Raw genomic sequence first — 21113 nt, 5'->3', positions numbered from 1 at the left:
TTTGTCGACCATGTTGGCATTAAAGAGATACACCAGAGAAAGACATGAAGCCTAGAGACATCAAACCAACAGTGATGAAGGTAATGCCCAGACCACGTAGACCTTCTGGTACGTCGCTGTATTTAAGTTTTTCACGGATACCCGCAAGCGCTGTAATAGCTAGCGCCCAACCGATACCTGCACTTACACCGTAAACCACTGACTCACCGAACGTGTAGTCACGCTCTACCATGAACAGTGCCGCACCCATGATTGCACAGTTAACTGTGATCAAAGGTAGGAATACACCTAGAGAGTTATATAGAGCTGGTACGTATTTATCCAAGAACATCTCAAGGATCTGTACCATAGCCGCGATTACACCAATGTAAGAGATGTAACCAAGGAAGCTCAAATCAACTTCAGGGTAACCTGCCCATGCAAGCGCACCTTCACGAAGAAGCAAGTTAAAGATTAGGTTGTTTACAGGTGTTGTGATTGCCAACACAACGACTACAGCAATACCCAAACCTAGAGACGTTTGAACCTTCTTGGAAATCGCCAAGAAAGTACACATCCCTAGGAAGAATGCTAGCGCCATGTTTTCAACGAAAATCGCCTTAACGGCAAGGCTGATTAACTGTTCCATTACACAGCCTCCTTCTTAGTATTTTTAGCTAGCTCAAACTCTGGAGCTTCTACTTGATCTTTGTAGAAAGTACGAGTCAACCAGATGAACATACCAATGATGAAGAATGCACTTGGTGGCAACAGCATCATACCGTTCGCCAAGTACCAGCCGCCATCGTTTACTAGAGGCAGAACTTCGTAGCCAAACAGTTTACCTGCGCCGAATAGCTCACGTAGGAAACCTACGAAGATTAGAACCACACCGTAACCTAGACCGTTACCGATACCATCCATGAAGGAGATACCTGGAGGGTTCTTCATAGCGAAGGCTTCAGCACGACCCATTACGATACAGTTAGTAATGATCAGACCTACGAATACAGAAAGCTGCTTAGATACATCGTAAGCAAAAGCTTTAAGAATCTGGTCAACAACGATTACCAATGACGCGATGATAGTCATCTGACAGATGATTCGAACACTGCTTGGAATATGATTACGGATAATCGATACAAACAAGTTCGAGAATGCTGTTACCGCAATTACTGCCATAGTCATTACTAGAGCAGTATTTAAGTTAGAGGTAACCGCCAACGCAGAACATACACCAAGGATCTGAAGACCGATTGGGTTGTTCTTAAATACTGGAGTACTCAGTACTTCTTTAGCTTGTGACATCGCTTACGCCCCCCCTGCTTTCAGGTTAGCCAAGAACGGTGCATAACCGTTTGAACCCATCCAGAATTGAACTAGGTTCGTAACACCGTTTGCAGTCAACGTCGCACCTGCTAGGCCATCAATCTGATGCTTAGCTTTTGGGTTAGACGAATCTACAGTGCCCTTGATTAAGCCAATCGCTGGTTCCATAGAACCTGCAGGGTAAATTTCTTTACCTGGCCATAGCGCTTTCCAGTTCGGGTTATCAACTTCACCACCTAGACCAGGAGTCTCAGCGTGAGAGTAGAAACCAAAACCAACAACTGTATTCAAGTCACCTTCTAGCGCCAAGAATCCGTAAAGTGTAGACCACAGACCGTAGCCGTGTACCGGCAAGATCAATTTCTCAATCTGACCATCTTTTTCTACTAGGTATACAGGCATAACCTTAGCCTGATACTTGATAGAAGCGATATCTACATCTTTAGTCAGCACTTTACCCAATTGAGGGTCTTTAGCTGCTTTCTTAGCGTCGTATTTAGCTGGAACATCTGTAGTGAATTTGCCGGTCTCTAGATCAACGTACTTAGTAGTGATCTGAGCAAACAACTCGTCTACTGATTTATTAGCATCAGAGATACCAGCTGCAGTAAGAATGTTGCTCTTACGGTCTTGATCCTTGTTTGCTACCTGCTTAGGTTTAAGCAGTACAGCAGCCGCAGATACGATTACCGAGCAGACAACACATAAAAGAACTGTAACGGTAATAGTCTTACCGATAGTGTCATTACTTGCTGACATTGCGCGCCAACCTCCGTTTGATGTTTGCCTGAACAACAAAGTTGTCGATCAACGGTGCGAACAAGTTCGCAAATAGGATCGCCAGCATCATACCTTCTGGGAATGCTGGGTTAACCACACGGATCAATACAACCATTACACCAACCAAAGCACCGAAGTACCACTTACCTTTGTTTGTCATAGATGCAGACACAGGGTCTGTCGCCATGAAGAACATACCAAAGGCAAAACCACCCAATACTAGGTGCCAGTAGAATGGCAGACCAAACATAGGATTTGTTTCAGAGCCGATCAGGTTAAATAGCGTAGAAGTAGCAACCATGCCCAAGAAGACACCAGCAACGATGCGCCATGCAGCAACTTTAGCAATAAGCAGTACTAGACCACCCGCTGCAATCGCAAGAGTAGATACTTCACCTACAGAACCTTGGATTGTACCGATAAATGCATCGAACCAAGTGATGTTCTGCGCAAGAATTGCATCAACACCGCCAGAAGCAGCAAGGCTAAGCGCTGTCGCACCAGAGAAGCCATCAACTGCAGTCCAGATTGCGTCACCAGACATCTGCGCTGGGTAAGCAAAGAACAGGAATGCACGACCAGTTAGCGCAGGGTTAAGGAAGTTTTTACCGGTACCACCGAATACTTCTTTACCAATTACAACACCAAAACTGATACCTAGAGCAACCTGCCATAGCGGAATGCTTGGAGGAAGAATCAAAGCAAAAAGAACAGAAGTTACGAAGAAACCTTCGTTTACTTCGTGGCCACGTTTCATTGCAAACAACACTTCCCAGAAACCACCTACTACAAAGGTAACGATGTAGATTGGTAGCCAGTAGGCAGCACCAAGAATGATGTTGTCCCACACACTATCAGGGCTAAAACCCGAAATAGCGCCAGCTAGTGCTGCTTGCCAAGATGTTGGCTCGGTGATGCCCATCGTTTCCATTGCAGTATTTGCCTGCAAACCAACGTTGTACATACCGAAGAAAATTGCTGGGAATGTACACATCCACACCAAGATCATCATACGCTTCAGGTCGACTGCGTCGCGTACGTGAGCTGCTGTTTTAGTTACATAACCCGGAGTGTAGAAAATAGTATCTGCAGCTTCGTAAAGCGCATACCAATTTTCATACTTACCGCCCTTATGGAAGTGCGGCTCCATTTTATCAAGAATATTTCTCAAGCTCATGATCAGGCCTCTTTCTCGATACGCGTCAAATTGTCGCGAAGGATTGGGCCGTACTCATATTTACCTGGGCAGGCAAATGTGCACAGCGCGAGGTCTTCTTCGTCCAGCTCTAGGCAACCTAGTTCCATTGCATGAACAATGTCACCTGTTACTAGCGCACGCAGCAATTGCGTAGGAAGAATATCCATTGGCATTAGCTGTTCGAACTGACCAACCGGAACCATAGCTCGCTCAGAACCGTTCGTAGTCGTTGTAAAGTCAAACTTCTTAGAACGATTCAGGAAGGAAGCGAATACATTAAGCACAGAGAACTTATTAGTACCAGGAACTACCCAGCCCATAAATTCACGCTTATCGCCTTCTTCAAGGATAGTGATCTGGTTTGCGTAACGACCAAGGTAAGCAAACGCGCCTTCAGTAGCTGTACGACCATTCCAAACAGAACCACTGATAATACGGTTATGATCTTCTTTCTGCGCACCAGCAAGAAGCTGTTCGAAGCTCGCACCCAAACGAGTTCGCAACAGACCTGGCTTTGCCGCACGAGGACCACTAACAGCAACAACACGATCAGTGAAAAGCTTACCTTCGGCAAATAATTTACCAACTGCAATCACATCCTGATAACCGATTGTCCAAACTGTTTTCTCCTGAGATACAGGATCAAGGAAGTGTATATGCGTACCAGCATTACCTGCAGGGTGACCACCCTCAAACTCTTCTACTGTCACACCATCAGCAGATGGAATATCAGCACCCGGCGCTTTACATAGATAAACAGTCGTTTCAGACAGCTTAGTCAGGATAGTAAGGCCCTGGGAGAATGCTTCTTTTTGTTCAGCAATGATGACAGCTGGGTCACCTGCTAATGGATTGGTATCCATTGCTGTAACAAAAATAGAGTTTGGAGAAGTACCTGGCTGAGGTACACGGCTAAATGGACGTGTGCGAAGCGCAGTCCACAAACCTGAATTCACTAGATTGTCTTGCACTTGTTCGCGCGTCAATCCAGCCAGCTCATTGGCACTATATTTGTTAAATTCAACCGCTTCATCACCGTCCAATTCAATCACTACTGATTGAAGTGCACGACGCTCACCACGGTTAATTGCCTTAACTACACCCGCACCTGGTGCTGTGTAATTAACGCCTTCTGTTTTCTTATCGGAAAAGATCACTTGACCGAGTTTTACTCGATCACCTACCTTGACGGCCATGGTAGGTTTCATACCTACATAGTCAAAGCCGACTACGGCAACGGAGTCTACTGCTGGGCCATCTGTAATAGATTGCTCAGGAGCGCCCGTGATCGGTAGATCCAGACCTTTGTTGATCTTGATCATACGCCTCACCCAATTACGTTAAATTCTTTCAGGATTCCAAAATCGATTTTGATTCCGACACGGCCTGTCCCCGAACGTAGTCGATATCTTGTAGTTATTACGAAAATGGAATTACCCCACCCAAAAATCTGGCTAAGTATACCTGAGCGGCGTGTCATTTTTCTACAAAGACCCTGCAATATCAGCGCGTTCCAGCCGATTATCTTGCCTTTTAGCGGTGGAATTTGTAGTTATATACTTATAACCAATAGAAATATCATACATAAGGCAAATAAAAAGCCACCTTATAGGTGGCTTTTTAATCAACTCGCTACACTTAAGCTTCTTTAGGGAAAGCTGGCAAAGTGCACTGAGCCATTTTCTGCATCATGCGGATAACCTGGCAGCTGTAACCGAATTCGTTATCGTACCAAACGTAAAGTACGCAACGCTTACCACCAGCGATTGTAGCCAACGCATCAACAACACCTGCAGCACGAGAACCAACAAAGTCAGTTGAAACCGCTTCTGGAGAGTTGCTGTAGTCGATCTGCTTCTGCATAGAACCGTGTAGCGCAGCATCACGAAGATAAGCATTTAGCTCTTCTTTCTCAGTTTCGCTTTCTAGGTTCAGGTTAAGGATAGCCATAGAAACATTTGGCGTTGGAACACGGATAGCGTTACCAGTCAGCTTACCTTCCATTGCAGGAAGTGCTTTAGATACAGCTTTAGCAGCGCCTGTTTCAGTGATAACCATATTCAGACCAGCAGCACGACCACGACGATCACCTTTGTGGTAGTTGTCGATTAGGTTCTGGTCGTTAGTGTAAGCGTGAACAGTCTCAACGTGACCATTCTCGATACCGTACTTGTCGTATACCGCTTTTAGTACAGGCGTGATTGCGTTTGTAGTACAAGACGCAGCAGACAGGATAGTATCTTCCGGAGAGATATCACCGTCGTTAACACCCATTACGATGTTCTTAACACCTTTACCTGGCGCAGTAAGAACTGCACGAGAAGCGCCTTTAGATTGAAGGTGCAGAGATAGACCTTCTTTATCACGCCACTTACCCGTGTTATCAATAACCATTGCGTTATTGATGCCGTAAGCAGTGTAATCAATTTCGTCTGGAGAGTTAGCGAAGATCACCTGAATAACGTTACCGTTAGCAGTGATTGTGTTGTTCTCTTCGTCAACCGTGATAGTACCCTTGAAAGAACCGTGAACAGAGTCACGACGTAGCAAGCTAGCACGTTTTTCTAGATCACGTGCAGCAGCACCTTTGCGTACAACGATTGCACGTAGACGAAGCGCTTGACCACCACCAGTACGCTCAATAAGAAGACGAGCTAGTAGACGACCGATACGACCGAAACCGTAAAGAACTACATCAGTTGGTTCACGCTCTTCCGTGCCAATTGCATCAGCAAGCTCAGCTTTCAGGAATGTTTCTAGATCCTGGCCGTTGCCTTCTGTGCGATATTTAACTGCTAGCTTACCTGCATCGATGTGCGCATTGCGTACATTCAGATTTTTAACAGCTTCCAGAACTGGAAAAGTATCTACTACTGTTAGTTCCTGCTCTTCAACCTGACGCACGAAACGGTGTGCTTTTAGGATGTCGATAACAGAACGTTTGATGATCAGACGACCGAATACTGAAGATTCGATGTTCTGGTCACGGTATAGACCACCTACTAGTGGAACCATAGCTTCAGCTAAGGCTTCGCGTTCTTTCCAATCTGTAAAAACTTGATCTTGGCTCACATGAAACTCCAAAAAGTTTTGTCAACTCGTTGGTACCCTACTAACACAGGAAAATTACTAGTATTAGTCGGACCCTAAAAATTTGGTGCGCGCATTATCCTCTTTTCCACCCTTTTGAGCAAATGCAGCACGATAGACTTTGGAACCATATATTTTATCCTACTGAATAAGACTTATATTTAGTCATTTACCCCAGCTCAAAACTACCAATTACAACTACAACGGTTAAACTACCCGCCTTACTATTGGTTAGCGCATATTAAAGGAGCAACTCTGTGCTGCAACTGAACTACTCTCTACCCACAGGCCCCGGCGATAAGAAGCAGATCGGACAAGCCTATGGTGCAGGTACCGGCTTATTAATAACAGATGCAGCAAAGCAGTTTGATGGCTTCACTTTAGTCATAACCAACGATACAAACACAGCGAACCGGTTACACGATGAAGTAAGTTTCTTCTCCAGTGATAGCAGCTCACTTGAAATTCTTTCTTTCCCAGATTGGGAAACACTGCCCTACGATACGTTCTCTCCGCATCAGGACATCATTTCTGAACGTATCTCTACGCTCAACAGGCTACCCAATCTAAGTAAAGGCATATTGATCGTACCTTTAAGTACGTTAATGCATAGAACAGCACCCGCTGATTTTATTGCCGCTAACTGTTTTGATCTAAAACTAGAACAAACCATCAATCCTGAACATTTGCGCAAACAACTCATTGATGCTGGCTATCACGCAGTCGACGCCGTTATGGAACATGGCGAATTCGCCTTCCGTGGATCAATCATCGATCTATTTCCAACAGGTAGCCCCTACCCTTATCGAATAGAGTTATTCGATGATGAGATTGAAACTCTTAGAACATTTGATCCAGAAACCCAAAGATCAATTGAGCAGATTGATGCGATCAACTTACTGCCTGCGAAAGAGTTTCCGTTCGACGCACGTGCTATTAGCGGTTTTAAATCTCGCTGGCGTGAAAGATTTGATGTCGATTACAGACAATGCCCTGTCTATACCAATATCTCTGACGGGATGACATCACCGGGTATTGAGTATTATCTACCCCTATTCTTTGAAGAATGCAGCTCTCTGTTCGCTTCACTTCCACAACAAACGCAGATCATTGTTGATAGCGAGCTTGAAGCAACTGCAGAACTATTCGCACAAGAAGTTAATGAACGGTATGAACAGCGCCGCCATGACATTACTAACCCAGTACTGTCTCCTAATGAACTGTTCATCTCCACTAGCGAACTGTTCTCTGCATTAAAGCAATATGGACGCATTAGCCTATCTAAAGACTCCATTGAAGAGAAGGAAGGTCGCAGCAATCTTCCTTGTACAGAACCACCGTCCCTACCTGTAAACTCGCAACTAAAAGAACCACTAACAGCGTTACAAGGTTTTTTAGCGGAGCGCGATGGCGCCGTTTTATTTTGCGCCGAATCAGCAGGTCGACGGGAAGCACTATTAGAACTGCTCGCACGTATTAATGTTAAACCTAACCAAGTAGATAACTGGCAAGTATTCTGTGAGTCTGATTATGATCTAGCGATTACGGAATACCCACTGGAGCAAGGCCTCTCCATCTCAGGCCAACTACACATCATCACTGAGACGCAACTATTTGGCCACCAAGTATTCCAGCGTCGCAGACGCAGCAAAGAACAGGAACAGAATGATCAGGTTATTCGCAACCTATCAGAGCTAAATTCAGGATCACCTGTCGTCCATTTAGATCACGGTGTAGGACGCTATCTCGGTCTACAGACTATCGAGCTCGAAGGCCAAACCAACGAATTCCTAACACTTGAATACGCAGATGAAGCAAAGCTGTACGTACCAGTATCTGCGCTTCACTTGATCAGTCGTTACACCGGCGCTGGTGACGAACACGCACCACTGCATCGACTTGGCACCGAGCAATGGACGAAAGCTAAACGTAAAGCAGCTGAAAAGGCGCGTGACGCAGCAGCCGAACTACTTGATATCTATGCTCGACGTGCCTCGCGTATTGGATTCCAGTTTAGCGACCCTGATGAGCAGTACTTACAATTCGCCGCAACCTTCCCATTTGAAGAAACACCAGATCAAGCCGCAGCCATTGGCAACGTAATTCGTGATATGACTGCAGTTCAGCCTATGGATCGCTTGGTATGTGGCGACGTAGGCTTTGGTAAGACCGAAGTTGCTATGCGCGCAGCATTCATGGCAGTACAGAGCGGTAAACAAGTCGTTATTCTCGTACCTACCACCCTACTCGCACAACAGCACTACCAAAACTTCCAAGACCGCTTTGCTGACTGGCCGGTAAATGTCGAGCTTATCTCACGTTTTAGAACGGGTAAGCAGCAAAGCACCATCCTAGATAAGCTAGAGGCCGGTAGCGTCGATATCGTTGTTGGTACTCATAAACTTCTATCTGGTGACATCAATTTCAAAGATCTAGGCCTAGTGATTATTGATGAAGAACACCGCTTCGGCGTTCAGCAGAAAGAGCGCCTAAAATCGCTTCGCTCTGAAGTCGACATCCTGACACTTACTGCAACACCGATTCCCCGTACGCTAAATATGGCGATGTCTGGCATTCGCGACCTTTCGATCATTGCGACACCACCAGCGAAACGACTTTCCGTTAAAACCTTTGTTCGCTATAGCGACACCACGCTAGTTAAAGAAGCTATTCTGCGTGAGCTACTTCGTGGTGGTCAGGTCTATTACCTGCACAACGAAGTTAAGAGCATCGAGAAAACAGCAGAAGAGTTACAAGAACTGGTTCCAGAAGCTCGCATCGGTATCGGTCACGGCCAAATGCGTGAACGTGAACTCGAACAAGTTATGTCTGACTTCTACCATAAGCGCTATAACATCCTGCTTTGTACGACCATTATCGAAACTGGCATTGATGTACCGAACGCTAACACCATAATTATCGATCGCGCCGATAAATTTGGTCTAGCCCAGCTGCACCAGCTACGTGGTCGTGTAGGACGTTCCCATCACCAAGCTTATGCCTATCTTTTGACGCCGCATAAGAAAGCGATGACCAAAGATGCGATTAAACGTCTTGAAGCGATCGAATCCGCAGACGATCTTGGTGCAGGCTTTACCCTTGCTACGCACGATCTCGAGATTCGAGGCGCGGGTGAGCTACTAGGTGAAGAGCAAAGCGGCCAGATGCAAACGGTTGGCTTCTCACTATTTATGGAGATGCTAGAACAAGCCGTCGAATCCATCAAAGAAGGCAAAACACCTAATATGGATCAACCGATCAAGCAAGGTGTCGATGTTAACTTGCATCTATCGGCTCTGATCCCAGATGAATACCTACCAGATGTACACAGCCGATTAATTCTGTATAAGCGCATCGCTAATGCTAACTCAGCTACTGAATTAAAAGAGCTTCAAATCGAGATGATTGATCGCTTTGGCCTTCTACCCGATCAGGTTAAGAATCTCTTCAGACTAACTGAGTTAAAACTACGCGCTGAAGCCATGAATATTGTTAAAATTGATGCTGGCAGCGAGATTGGTAGAATCGAATTTGCAACTGATGCGAAAGTAGATCCGTTAACTTTAGTAAAAATGGTTCAAAATCAGCCACAAAAATATAAACTTGAGGGCGCAGACAAACTGCGATTCAGTTTAGATATGGAGAAAACCGAAGAACGCTTTAAAGCGGTAGAACGCCTTATGAGTGATCTGGCAGTTAAAACATCATGAAGATAATGCTAAAAGCGATATTCCTACCCTTAATACTTATTTTCAGCAGCAGCGCATTTGCTAACAGCTGGTATAAAGTTGAGGTTATTATTTTTGCCAACAGTGATCCGATGGCAATCCATGAGGAATTCTGGCCAGAGATTAACGAAATTCCATTTCGTGATCGCGCCGTTGCCCTAAAAGGCAGACCTGGGGCCGGTGAAAACACAACCGCATACCAGAGCCTACCAAGCAGTCGCCATAGTCTAAAAAGCGTTAAAAACCGCCTAAATAATAGCGGCGACTACCGTGTTCTTTTTCATGAAGCTTGGATGCAACCTGTATCACGCACACAGAACCCCCGCCCTATCAAAATCAGTGCAGGCCGTGTTTTAGATAACGGCATGCAAGAGCTTGAAGGCCATATTGCTGTTGGTCGTGGTCGCTACTTACATTTCCGCCCAGACCTATATATCAGTCAGCTGGTTGCGCCTAGTAACAATACACCTACGGTGACTGCAGAAGAAACTCAGACCGAAGCCATGCTGACTATGCAAGGCGATAGCGAAACAACGCCTGAAGCAGCGCAAACAACTCAAGCCACACAAGTAATAGCCGAAACGGCTTCTGCCTTCCCGATGATTCCAGAAGTCTTGACTGCACACCAGAACCAAGCAAGACGCATGAAATCAAAAGAGCTGCATTATATCGACCACCCTCTGATGGGCATCTTGGTTGAAATCAAACCTCTTTAACTCGCTTTTCACGCATAAAAAAACCGGCTAAAAAGCCGGTTTTTTTTATCAATAAGAGAGTATCAATTCCCTTCTGATTCTTTAACCAACTCAGGCAACTCACCACTCAGGTGAACAGTCGTAGTTGGGAAAGCAAATTCAGCACCCTTCTCTTCAACAATCTGCATAATCTGCATCATGACATCCTGCTTAATCTCGTGGAAACGAATCCAATCAGTTGTCTTTGTGAAGGTATAAATAAAAAAATCTAGTGAAGATGGACCAAAACGATCCAAGTTAACAATCAATGTTTGCTGCTGATCGATTTCGGGATGCATACGCAGCATCGCTTTGACGGCTTTAATTACTTCTAGCACCTGAGCAGAATCATCGTAACGAACGCCAATATATTCATATATACGACGATTAGTCATACGCGATGGGTTTTCCACCGAGATATTAGTAAACGTAGAGTTAGGTACGTACAAGGGACGCTTATCAAATGTACGAATTCGAGTCTGACGCCAACCTATATCTTCTACGGTGCCTTCGATCTGCTGATCAGGAGATCGAATCCAGTCACCCACTTTAAACGGACGGTCTAGATAGATCATCAAGCCACCAAAGAAGTTAGCCAGGAGATCCTTCGCAGCAAAACCAACCGCTATACCACCGATACCACCAAACGCCAGAATACCTGAGATACTGTAGCCATAGCTCTGCATAATGATCAGAACAATGATAATGGAGACAATTAAGCGTAGAAGCCTGCCTAAGGCCCCAACCGTAGTTGGATCCATAGGCTTTTTCATACGGTCTGGCATTACCAGAACCTGCTCCAAACGCTTCAGGAAGCGCAAGCACGACCAGGCTAAGAGAATGACAGGAACCAGCTTAGGTAACGGGTTATCCTCACCCAGCACTTCAATGGCAAAGTTCTGCTCGAATAGCTGAATTAACCAATAGCCTGCCGCCAACCAGATTAAAAAGAGTGCTGGCCGGCTGAATGAATTTAGAAAAACATCATCCCAAAGGATTTTAGTTTTTTCAGCTTGCTTCATTAACTGACTGATTGTTGAGCGCGCAACAAGATCAGCAACAACAGCAATAACACACACTGCTACGGATAAGATAATCCATGCAGAATCACTATAGTCAGGAAAATGTTCAGTTAATAACTGATTTAACATATCGATCATAAAGCTACATCCAGCAAATCATTTGCAAGTACGCGAGCAGCATCTAAACGCTCCTCATCCCTATTCCACTCTTTACCTCTAAGAGAAGATATCTCATGCAGAGGTTTAAAATCCGACGCTTCCAAGTACTTAAGGATATCCAATGTACCTTGGCGTTCATTACAACACAGCAACGCCTGACAACCCGAAGCTATCGCCTTATCAGCACGCTCCGCATAGCTACCTGCACTATGAGCTGCTTTCATACTCAGGTCGTCACTAAAGATAATTCCACCGAAGCCCATTTTCTTTCTCAAGGTCTCGTCCAACCAGAAAGAGGAAAAACCTGCTGGAGAAGAATCACACTCAGGATAAAGCACATGAGCAAACATCATCGCTTCGAGTTTGTTATCAACTGCCTGCCTAAACGGCAGCATATCGGTCTTCCATAACTCATCAAAAGATCGGCCGTCTATAGCATCAGCATGGTGGGTATCTGCATCTGCCCAGCCATGACCAGGAAAATGCTTACCAGTAGCCGACATACCTGCTGAGTGCATACCCTCTATATATGCAGCAGAGAGATCAGTCACTGTTTCATAGTCTTCACCAAACGCACGATTGCCGATTACCGTATTACGCCCATAATCAACATCTAAAACCGGCGCAAAACTTAAATCGACATCAAGCTGACGCAACTCTGCCGCCATCAGGTAGCCAAGCTCTGTTGCGGCAATAACACCTTCAGATGCCACAGAGAATTGCTTCGAAATAGCTTTCACCGGAGGCAGCACCGTAACCCCCTTCTTCAACCGCTGAACTCGACCACCCTCTTGGTCGACACTAATCACAAGCTCTTCACGAAGAGCTCGCATAGAAGCCACGAGCGTCGCAACTTGCTCTGCATTTTCTGTATTACGGGAAAATAAAATAACGCCACCGATGAAAGGATGTTTTAGAAGGTCCTTCTCTTCAGCGGTTAATTCCGTACCTTCAAGGTCCAGAAACAGGGTAACTTCAGACATAGAGATTATTCTTCAATTAAAACAGATGTACCGGCTGATACTTTTGAGAACAGGTGAATCAAATCGCTGTTCCTCATCCGAATACATCCATGAGATTTAGCCACACCCATCGGCTCAGTATCTGGGGTACCGTGGATATAGACATAGCGCTGCATGGTATCAACTTGACCTAAGCGGTTACGACCGATTTCTAGACCGGATAGCCACATGATACGTGTAAGAATCCAATCCCGATTAGGATAAGCCGAAGCCAACTCTTGCGAATAGATTTCGCCTGTTTGGCGTCGACCAATAAAAACAGCGTTTTCTGGAGCGTCCGAGCCAATCATGGCACGAATGTAGTGACGGCCTCTTGGCGTACAACCACTATTCTTTTGTTCGCCAGGACCATTGAGCGCAGTAGAAATGGAATAGCTCTGCAGCAGTTTTTTTCCGCTCGACAGTTCCAATGTTTGACGAGCGATAGAGACCCTAATGCAGAGCATAGGATTACAAACGGCAGAAATAAGTTTTATCGGCGCGCGCCTGAAGGCCAGCAGACAAAACAGGAATCATTCGATGTAGGATCTGCTCTACTTCTGCACTACCTTGGAACTCGCGTTTTTCGATCGCATTGAGCGTATGGAAGTTCGACAAAGTAAAAGTAATAGAACCAAGAAGGAAATGAAGCCTCCAGAAGAACTCGTCATCTTCCATAGGTGCGGAATCTTGACGTAAGAGTTTAATGAAAGGCTGAACTTTCTCACTATAGCGTTCGATCAAGAAATCGCGCAACTCTTCTTGATTCTTCATATAAGACAGCTCAAGTAACCTCATGAATACCGATAGCGCATTGACGTTATCGCGGTTCACCAAAAGTAAAGCGCGCATCAACATTTCTAAAAGTTCTTCGAGAGAAGGTTGTTGACCATCCGCATTAGCCAGACGCTGATCTAACATCATGCCGAGCTCATCGCACAAGGGCTCTAGGAACTTTTCAGCAACGGCCTGAATAAGGCCTTTTTTGGAACCGAAATGGTAGTTGATAGCAGCTAGGTTTACGTCTGCTCGACTAGTTATCTGACGAACAGTCGTTTCAGCAAACCCCTGTTCAGCAAACAATGTTTCTGCAGCCTGCACAATACTTGCAGATGTTCCCTTATGATGCATCAGTACTCCAAACCAGCGTTTCAAACAAATGATGAATGAATTATAACGATAATCACCTGTATTAAATCAAGTCATTATTGCGTGTAAATCTTTGTTTACTACCAATTTATGAAACAAGTTCACTTATTAAACGGATTGGTAATTCAGGAAGGCAGAATAACAAGGTGAAATGAACAGGAAATGAAAGGATAAAAACTAAGGAGGTGCTCAATTGGAATCACCTCCCCAGCCAAATAGATTAGCGATTAATGATATTTTGGCGCGTTAAGCGACTCCACCATTTCGTTAAGACCTTATCGCTGGAATCCGCAGCCATATCCGAGATCTTATCTTGTAGCGTTTTCTTCTGTTCGTAACGAACCTCGAAAATATCACTCTCATCTGACGCATCCATTAAGTACTGATCAGATGTCATCAACTCATCAACCAAGTTAACATCAAGCGCCTGTTTACCAAACCAAATCTCACCTGTAGCCACTTTATCGATATCAACAACGTCGCGGTATTCGTGAACAAAGCTCTTAAACAGCTCATGCGTCTCTTCTAACTCTTCCTTGAACTTTTCACGACCTTTGTCTGTATTCTCACCAAACACGGTCAAAGTACGCTTATATTCACCCGCGGTAAGCACTTCAAAATCGATATCGTTTTTCTTTAGCAGCTTATGGAAGTTAGGCAATTGAGCAATCACACCGATAGAACCAACAATAGCAAATGGGGCTGCGATCAACTTATCCGCCAAACACGCCATCATGTAACCACCGCTGGCTGCAACTCGATCTACGCAGATAGTTAGCGGAATCTCTTTACGCTTAATACGCTCAATTTGAGAAGAAGCAAGACCATACTCATGCACCATGCCACCAGGGCTTTCTAAACGAATAACTACTTCATCCTGAGGCTCAGCCATCATCAATACAGCTGACACTTCTTGACGGAAAGGCTCAACTTCACTCGCTTTGACATCACCATCAAAATCCAAAACATAGATACGCTTTCGACGCGGCTCATCTTCTTTAGGTGGGTTTTTCTTACGCGCTTTTTTCTCTTCTTTTTCTTTCTTCTTCTCTTCTTTCTGCATCGCTTTTAGCGTTTCTTTATCCAGAATCGCATCTTCTAGCGCTTCCTTCATATCCAAAAGCTCATCATTAAAATGAGTAACTTCAATCTCACCTTGATGACCATCTTTACGTGAACGAGAAGAAACAACAGCAATACCTGCAACAACCGCAATAATGGCAATAACAATGGTTACCGATTTAGCCAAAAACAGGCCGTATTCACTGAAAAATTCAACCACAGAGAAAACTCCGAAATAAACTATAAGTAGAAGGAACGCTAATGTATCATAAATCCCCCTTTTACCCACCCGTTTGAGATAACGTAGTAATGACCCAAGAGATATCTGTAAGCAAAGTTGTTGAAAAATTACCGAGTCGATTTGTTTCTCAAAATGCTGCGGATCTTGAAGCTGTCTTTCAATTTGAACTAGAAGACGATCAAAACTTCTATATCGAAATCAAAGATGCTCAGTGTAACGTTTTAACGGGTGACCATGACGATCCAAATGTCACACTTATCATGGAAGCAGAAACAATGGTGAGTGTAATCAACGGTGAAAAAGATGGTATGAGCGCCTTCCTTTCCGGTCAGTTAAGAGCAGAAGGCAACATCATGCTAGCGACTAAACTTGGCAAATTATTTAGCCGAGAAAAGCAAACAGATCAATAAGTTACATCTCTTCTATAAACCTATCAATCAACTGTCTCGAGATAGTAAATTTGGGCGGAATGGTAGGTAGATCATCAACGCTAAACCAATCGGCGCTTAGAATCTCTTCGCCATCAGGCGTGATCTCACCCTCACTGTAATCAGCCATAAAGCCGAGCATAAATGAGTGAGGGAAAGGCCATGATTGGCTGCAAACATACTTAATGTTTTTAACTTTAATTCCTACCTCTTCCATCACCTCACGCTCCACTGCATGCTCTGCAGACTCCCCCGCTTCGATGAAGCCCGCTAAGGTACTGTAACGCCCAGATTTAAATTTACTGGAATGCGCCAAAAGGCATTTATCGCCTTTGCGAACCAAAACAATAATACAAGGTGATAAACGTGGGTATTGATGATGGCCACAAGACGGGCAAACCTTGGCGAGATCCGCCTCATCCATAGTAAGCTCAGTTGCACAGCGTGGACAATACTTAAACGATGCATGCCAAGTTACTACTTGAGCTGCAGCGGATAAGATTGCGAACTCATCTTCAGTTTCAGTCTGTGAGAAGGCTAAACGTAAATCCAAGGACTGCGTACACAAAGACTTACTGTTGTTTTTTAAAATCGCAAGGCTGTACGATTTATTTGATACCTCAGGTAGATCAAAAATAATATCTACATCGAACGATTCTAGCTCTGTTTCTGAGAACAGCATTCTCTCACTTTTATCACAAACCAGAGATTCTCCCAGAGCCACAAAGTAATCTTTTTCCATTAGCCTCAAAATCCACCTCCGCTTCATAGCCTAAACGACCAAAAAAAGTACGCATCAATTCTGAAATTTGAGCATTCAAATCTATTTTAAGTGCCAATTTTGGTCACTCCAATAAGTACCTTGAGCCCAATTAATCAAAATAACCCAACCTAGAAATCCGATGTATGGCCGCAGTTATCTAAAATACCACTTTAAATGTTTCTCACTCACCAAGAAGAAATCAAACTTATCTAAGGTCTCTTTTTTTCAATTCTTTACACATTATTACATTGTTAACTGAAAACAGATCTTTAGAATAGGCTTCCCTACTTCTAAAGACTAAGATCGGATTTCCTATGTTTAAGAAAAATTATCTGGCTGTATTTATGCTTTGTGTGGCTGCTTTTCAAGTCAACGCTCAGGGTATGCCTGCTGAGGTAGTTACAGTCAAAACTCAAACACTGGATAAAAAAATCTCTGCCATTGGCACACTGCAAGCCAATGAATCTATTATGCTTCGTCCTGAACAAGGCGGTCGTATAGAAAAAATTCTTTTTAAAGAAGGTCAGCAAGTAGAGCAAGGAACCCCCCTATTTAAACTAGATAGCTCCATCTATATTGCTGAGCTAAAAGAGGCACAAGCACGTGTCCAATTAAGCCGGACAGATTATGACCGTGCTCGAAGTCTATTGAAGAAGAAAGTAGGCTCTGTACAAGATCGTGACAGCAGCTTAGCCCAGCTTCGTGTCGACCAAGCTCAGGAGGCCTTAGCGCAAGCGCGTTTAGATAAGATGACCTTAAACGCTCCCTTCACCGGTTTTACAGGCTTGCGTTTGGTAAGTCCTGGCGATTATGTCAATCAGGGTGAAGATCTGGTCGAACTTACCGATTTAAGCACAATGAAGTTAGATTTCCGTGTTCCTGAGATTTATCTATCCGAGCTACAACCAGGCCGTCAACTTAACATCAAAGTTGATGCATTACCGGGCGAACAAATCGCGGGCGAGGTATACGCGGTGTCTCCAAGCTCTGATAGCAGCGCCCACAATATTCAGGTACGTGCGCAAATCCCAAATAATGAAGGCAAATTACGCCCTGGCCTTTTTGCGCAAGTAGACCTACTCGTTGACCAACAAACAACTGTGGTAATCCCTGAGCAAGCCATCATTCCAAAAGATGGCGGCTTTTTCGTGATGACAGTTCAAGAAGGTAAAGTGGCGATGGCCCCAGTTACTTTGGGACAACGCCGCCCAGGTATTGTGCAAATCATATCTGGCCTTGAAGAAGGTTCTGTTTTGATTACTGCTGGGCAAATTAAACTCTTCCCAGGCATGCCTGTTACCCCTATTTTTACTGATGGAACAAAGCCAGCCAAAGCTGAACCGTCACAAGGAAAACAGCCTCAAGAAAGTAAAACTGAAGGACAGGATAAATAACTATGATTCTGTCTGAAATCAGCATTAAACGCCCCGTACTAGCGACGGTAATGAGCATACTGGTCCTGCTGGTAGGTCTACTTGCTTACGATCGATTAACCGTTCGAGAGTACCCAAAAATCGATCTACCGGTAATTACCGTTGAAACAACCTACCCCGGCGCCAGTGCATCGATAATTGAGACACAAGTTACTCAAATCATAGAAGACTCCCTCTCTGGTATTGAGGGCATAGATTTTATGAACTCGATTAGCCGAACAGAGAAATCGCAGATCAGTATCACCTTCAAAATAGATCGCGATCCTGATTCTGCCGCGGCAGATGTACGAGATAGAGTCAGCCGTGTCATCGGTCAACTACCGGATGATGTTGACCCACCGGTGGTAGCGAAGACAGAAGCCGATGCTCAGCCAATTATCTGGTTAGCTTTTAACTCAGATCGCCATAACATCATGGAAGTATCGGATGTCGCCGACCAACAGGTGAAGGATCAGCTACAGACCGTATCTGGCGTGGCTAACGTTATTATCTTTGGTGAACGTAAATATGCGATGCGCATCTGGCTTAATCCTGCTCGTATGGCTGCATTCAAGGTAATTCCTAAAGATATTGAGGAAACGCTGAGTCGCCAAAACATCGAGATTCCTGCTGGTCGTATCGAAAGTAAAGAACGCGAGTTCACTCTACTTGCCAGAACCGACGTTAACGACATAGAAGCTTTTAAGCAGCTAATTATTCGTAATGAAGATGGCTACCCTGTACGTATTCAAGATGTTGCAAGAGTTGAAATCGCACCCGAAAATGTTAGACGTATCACGCGTTACAAAGGTGAAAGCGCGGTTGCATTAGGTGTCGTAAAACAATCCACAGCTAACCCGCTAGATGTATCTTCGGGTATTCGTGAAAAATTAAACAAACTTCGTCCGACATTGCCAGAAGGTATGAATGTTGAGGTGGCTTATGACTCTTCGGTCTTTATCGATGAATCCATTCAATCGGTATATACCACGCTGATCCAAGCGGGTATTTTGGTTGTTCTAGTACTGTTTTTCTTCCTACGTAATATCCGTGCAACCCTGATTCCGGTCGTTACTATCCCACTCTCGTTGGTGGGTGCATTTGCGATGATGTACTGGATGGATTTCAGTATCAACACATTGACCCTACTTGCACTGGTCTTAGCGATCGGTTTGGTTGTGGATGATGCCATCGTAATGCTGGAAAACATCTATCGGCATGTTGAAGCGGGTGAAACTCCGATACAAGCGGCATTTAAGGGTGCAAAAGAGATCGGCTTCGCAGTATTGGCTACTACAGTGGTGTTGGTTGCTGTATTTGCACCTGTTGCCTTCTCCGAAGGGCGAACAGGCAAGCTATTTACAGAATTCGCCCTAACGCTTGCGGGTGCGGTGGTAGTTTCAACCTTTGTAGCTTTGACCCTATCGCCAATGATGGCGTCGAGATTACTCAAACATGAAACGCGACATAGCGCTATTTTTAATCTGATAGAAAGCTTTCTTCAAGGCATTACCAATCGTTATCAGGCGTTACTGAATAAACTACTGAGCTCTCGCCTACTCGCAATTGTTATTATGGCTGCGAGTTTTGGTGGCGCAGCTTACTTTTATACTCAGCTGCCTCAGGAACTCGCGCCTTATGAAGATAGAGGAACGATTCTAAACTTTGCTATCGCTCCTGATGGTGCATCGGTTGATTATATTGATCGCTATACACGCCAAATTGAAGCTACTATCAGCCAAACCCCAGAAACAGTCCGTTACTTTGCGGTGGTCGGGTTCCCGTCTGAAACTAATGCCATGGTGTTCCAAGGCTTAGAACGTTGGGAAGATCGTGATCGTAAACAGCAAGCAATTGGCCAAGAACAAACGCCGAAGCTATACGGCGGTATCCCAGGGATTATGAGTTTCTCTCTTAACTTACCGTCTTTGGGTCAGAGCTTTATTTCACGCCCGGTTGAATTTATCGTTAAAACCAATGGTACTTATGACGACCTGAAAGTGATCACCGATCAGTTGATGGCGAAGATCCATAGTAATAAAGGCTTCGCTCAACCTGATTCAGATCTCAAACTTAACAAGCCCGAATTCCAGATCGATGTGAAACGCGATAAGTTATCCGAAATGTCCGTCGATGTTGCCGATCTGGGTCGAACCCTAGAAAGTTACATGGCTGGCCGCGAAGTCACTCGCTTTAAACGTGCTGGTGAACAGTACGAAGTTATCGTAAAAGTTGATGATCAACAGCGCCGTGATCCAAGCGACTTAACCGATCTATACATGCGTAACCAAAACGGCGAAATGGTTCAGTTCTCAAACCTTGTAGAACTTCGTGAAACCGTTGCACCACGAGAACTTAATCACTTTGATAAAGTTAAGGCAGTCAAGATACAAACCCAGCTAGCGCCTGGTTACAGTTTAGGTGAAGCGCTCAACTTCCTTGAGCAAAGCCTTCAAGAAATAGCACCACAAGCAACCTATGATTACACAGGCCCTTCCAGAGAATTCAAACAATCAAGCAGTAGTATGCAAGTGACGTTTGCACTGGCATTGATTGTCGTCTTCTTAGTACTGGCTGCTCAGTTTGAAAGTTTTAAAAATCCGATGATTATTATGCTATCGGTACCACCTGCGGTGTTTGGTGCACTTTTTGCGCTACATTTCAGTGGCGGCTCTCTCAGCGTATATAGTCAGATCGGTTTAATTACCCTTGTTGGACTGGTAACTAAACATGGTATTCTGATCGTAGAGTTTGCAAATCAGCTTCAAGATCAAGAGCGAGATCTGCGTAGCGCGATAATAGAAGCAGCATCTTTGCGTTTACGCCCTATACTGATGACCACGGGCGCAACAGTATTAGGTGCGGTACCTTTAGCAATTGCTATGGGCGCAGGTGCTGAATCACGTCATCAGATCGGCTGGGTTATTGTTGGTGGAATGACATTCGGAACGTTATTGACCCTTTTTGTCATTCCTACGGTATATAGTTACTTAGGTAAGCGAACTTTCAAGGAAGTTCAGCCAGAACAAGTTTAAGGA

Annotated in this window: 17 protein-coding genes; 5 read left to right on the top strand and 12 right to left on the bottom strand. The window is 44.6% G+C overall.

What is annotated here, in order from left to right; genetic code table 11:
- Positions 1 to 19: 19 nt before the first annotated feature.
- From nqrE to ACMXYX_RS07895, 6 genes are all read right to left on the bottom strand, one after another.
- Positions 20 to 628, bottom strand: coding sequence for an NADH:ubiquinone reductase (Na(+)-transporting) subunit E (gene nqrE, locus ACMXYX_RS07920; protein ID WP_415884510.1), 609 nt, complete (start codon positions 626 to 628; stop codon positions 20 to 22).
- Entirely contained in the window at positions 628 to 1287 is a 660-nt protein-coding gene (locus ACMXYX_RS07915; RefSeq protein ID WP_415884509.1) for an NADH:ubiquinone reductase (Na(+)-transporting) subunit D, read from the bottom strand. Before ACMXYX_RS07915 ends, nqrE begins: the two co-directional genes overlap by 1 nt.
- Before the next feature lie 3 nt (positions 1288 to 1290).
- The gene (locus ACMXYX_RS07910; protein WP_415884508.1) at positions 1291 to 2067 is read right to left on the bottom strand and encodes a Na(+)-translocating NADH-quinone reductase subunit C; all 777 of its coding nucleotides are present in this window, start codon (positions 2065 to 2067) and stop codon (positions 1291 to 1293) included.
- Positions 2054 to 3265 (bottom strand): NADH:ubiquinone reductase (Na(+)-transporting) subunit B, encoded by a 1212-nt coding sequence (locus ACMXYX_RS07905; protein WP_415906785.1) that lies wholly within the window; start codon positions 3263 to 3265, stop codon positions 2054 to 2056. The genes ACMXYX_RS07910 and ACMXYX_RS07905 overlap by 14 nt, the downstream gene beginning before the upstream one ends.
- Positions 3266 to 3267: 2 nt before the next feature.
- Positions 3268 to 4608: a Na(+)-translocating NADH-quinone reductase subunit A gene (locus tag ACMXYX_RS07900; protein WP_415906784.1), complete on the bottom strand. Its 1341-nt coding sequence runs from the start codon at positions 4606 to 4608 to the stop codon at positions 3268 to 3270.
- 316 nt (positions 4609 to 4924) lie between these two features.
- Positions 4925 to 6358 (bottom strand): glyceraldehyde-3-phosphate dehydrogenase, encoded by a 1434-nt coding sequence (locus ACMXYX_RS07895; RefSeq protein ID WP_415906783.1) that lies wholly within the window; start codon positions 6356 to 6358, stop codon positions 4925 to 4927.
- Between the two features lie 275 nt (positions 6359 to 6633).
- Here ACMXYX_RS07895 and mfd point away from each other — a divergent pair, with 275 nt between their 5' ends.
- Together mfd and ACMXYX_RS07885 are read left to right on the top strand one after the other, a co-directional pair.
- Positions 6634 to 10086 carry a transcription-repair coupling factor gene (gene mfd, locus ACMXYX_RS07890; RefSeq protein ID WP_415906782.1) on the top strand — a complete coding sequence of 1151 codons (3453 nt, stop codon included), beginning with the start codon at positions 6634 to 6636 and terminating at the stop codon, positions 10084 to 10086.
- Complete coding sequence (locus ACMXYX_RS07885) at positions 10083 to 10820, top strand: CsiV family protein (RefSeq protein ID WP_415906781.1); 738 nt, start codon at positions 10083 to 10085, stop codon at positions 10818 to 10820. The genes mfd and ACMXYX_RS07885 overlap by 4 nt, the downstream gene beginning before the upstream one ends.
- Positions 10821 to 10882: 62 nt before the next feature.
- Here ACMXYX_RS07885 and ACMXYX_RS07880 read toward each other — a convergent pair whose 3' ends face one another.
- The 5 genes from ACMXYX_RS07880 to sohB form a co-directional block, all read right to left on the bottom strand.
- Positions 10883 to 11998 (bottom strand): mechanosensitive ion channel family protein, encoded by a 1116-nt coding sequence (locus ACMXYX_RS07880; RefSeq protein WP_415906780.1) that lies wholly within the window; start codon positions 11996 to 11998, stop codon positions 10883 to 10885.
- On the bottom strand, positions 11995 to 13002 hold the full coding sequence (gene nagZ / locus ACMXYX_RS07875) for a beta-N-acetylhexosaminidase (RefSeq protein ID WP_415906779.1): 1008 nt from the start codon (positions 13000 to 13002) through the stop codon (positions 11995 to 11997). Before nagZ ends, ACMXYX_RS07880 begins: the two co-directional genes overlap by 4 nt.
- Positions 13003 to 13007: 5 nt before the next feature.
- Positions 13008 to 13487: a L,D-transpeptidase family protein gene (locus ACMXYX_RS07870; RefSeq protein WP_415906778.1), complete on the bottom strand. Its 480-nt coding sequence runs from the start codon at positions 13485 to 13487 to the stop codon at positions 13008 to 13010.
- Between the two features lie 4 nt (positions 13488 to 13491).
- Entirely contained in the window at positions 13492 to 14151 is a 660-nt protein-coding gene (locus ACMXYX_RS07865; protein ID WP_415891547.1) for a TetR/AcrR family transcriptional regulator, read from the bottom strand.
- A 238-nt stretch (positions 14152 to 14389) separates the two neighbouring features.
- Complete coding sequence (sohB, locus tag ACMXYX_RS07860) at positions 14390 to 15451, bottom strand: protease SohB (protein ID WP_415884498.1); 1062 nt, start codon at positions 15449 to 15451, stop codon at positions 14390 to 14392.
- Between the two features lie 89 nt (positions 15452 to 15540).
- Between sohB and ACMXYX_RS07855 the strand changes: the two genes are divergently transcribed.
- Positions 15541 to 15882 carry an SCP2 sterol-binding domain-containing protein gene (locus ACMXYX_RS07855; protein ID WP_415906777.1) on the top strand — a complete coding sequence of 114 codons (342 nt, stop codon included), beginning with the start codon at positions 15541 to 15543 and terminating at the stop codon, positions 15880 to 15882.
- Between the two features lies 1 nt (position 15883).
- Here ACMXYX_RS07855 and nudC read toward each other — a convergent pair whose 3' ends face one another.
- Positions 15884 to 16642 carry an NAD(+) diphosphatase gene (gene nudC, locus ACMXYX_RS07850; RefSeq protein ID WP_415906776.1) on the bottom strand — a complete coding sequence of 253 codons (759 nt, stop codon included), beginning with the start codon at positions 16640 to 16642 and terminating at the stop codon, positions 15884 to 15886.
- 335 nt (positions 16643 to 16977) lie between these two features.
- Between nudC and ACMXYX_RS07845 the strand changes: the two genes are divergently transcribed.
- Together ACMXYX_RS07845 and ACMXYX_RS07840 are read left to right on the top strand one after the other, a co-directional pair.
- Positions 16978 to 18057, top strand: coding sequence for an efflux RND transporter periplasmic adaptor subunit (locus ACMXYX_RS07845; protein WP_415906775.1), 1080 nt, complete (start codon positions 16978 to 16980; stop codon positions 18055 to 18057).
- 2 nt (positions 18058 to 18059) lie between these two features.
- Entirely contained in the window at positions 18060 to 21110 is a 3051-nt protein-coding gene (locus tag ACMXYX_RS07840) for an efflux RND transporter permease subunit (RefSeq protein WP_415906774.1), read from the top strand.
- Positions 21111 to 21113 lie beyond the last annotated feature (3 nt).

The organism is Neptuniibacter sp. QD72_48 (assembly GCF_047778065.1).
Lineage (GTDB): Bacteria > Pseudomonadota > Gammaproteobacteria > Pseudomonadales > Balneatricaceae > Neptuniibacter.
Note: the sequence above shows the minus strand (reverse complement) of the source record. Positions and strands in the feature narration are given on the sequence as shown.

Excerpts from the sequence above, each read along its gene's own strand:
- nqrE (WP_415884510.1), bottom strand. The coding sequence starts at position 628 with ATGGAACAGTTAATCAGCCTTGCCGTTAAGGCGATTTTCGTTGAAAAC.
- ACMXYX_RS07915 (WP_415884509.1), bottom strand. The coding sequence starts at position 1,287 with ATGTCACAAGCTAAAGAAGTACTGAGTACTCCAGTATTTAAGAACAAC.
- ACMXYX_RS07910 (WP_415884508.1), bottom strand. The coding sequence starts at position 2,067 with ATGTCAGCAAGTAATGACACTATCGGTAAGACTATTACCGTTACAGTT.
- ACMXYX_RS07905 (WP_415906785.1), bottom strand. The coding sequence starts at position 3,265 with ATGAGCTTGAGAAATATTCTTGATAAAATGGAGCCGCACTTCCATAAG.
- ACMXYX_RS07900 (WP_415906784.1), bottom strand. The coding sequence starts at position 4,608 with ATGATCAAGATCAACAAAGGTCTGGATCTACCGATCACGGGCGCTCCT.
- ACMXYX_RS07885 (WP_415906781.1), top strand. The coding sequence starts at position 10,083 with ATGAAGATAATGCTAAAAGCGATATTCCTACCCTTAATACTTATTTTC.
- ACMXYX_RS07880 (WP_415906780.1), bottom strand. The coding sequence starts at position 11,998 with ATGATCGATATGTTAAATCAGTTATTAACTGAACATTTTCCTGACTAT.
- nagZ (WP_415906779.1), bottom strand. The coding sequence starts at position 13,002 with ATGTCTGAAGTTACCCTGTTTCTGGACCTTGAAGGTACGGAATTAACC.
- ACMXYX_RS07870 (WP_415906778.1), bottom strand. The coding sequence starts at position 13,487 with ATGCTCTGCATTAGGGTCTCTATCGCTCGTCAAACATTGGAACTGTCG.
- ACMXYX_RS07865 (WP_415891547.1), bottom strand. The coding sequence starts at position 14,151 with ATGCATCATAAGGGAACATCTGCAAGTATTGTGCAGGCTGCAGAAACA.
- ACMXYX_RS07855 (WP_415906777.1), top strand. The coding sequence starts at position 15,541 with ATGACCCAAGAGATATCTGTAAGCAAAGTTGTTGAAAAATTACCGAGT.
- nudC (WP_415906776.1), bottom strand. The coding sequence starts at position 16,642 with ATGGAAAAAGATTACTTTGTGGCTCTGGGAGAATCTCTGGTTTGTGAT.
- ACMXYX_RS07845 (WP_415906775.1), top strand. The coding sequence starts at position 16,978 with ATGTTTAAGAAAAATTATCTGGCTGTATTTATGCTTTGTGTGGCTGCT.
- ACMXYX_RS07840 (WP_415906774.1), top strand. The coding sequence starts at position 18,060 with ATGATTCTGTCTGAAATCAGCATTAAACGCCCCGTACTAGCGACGGTA.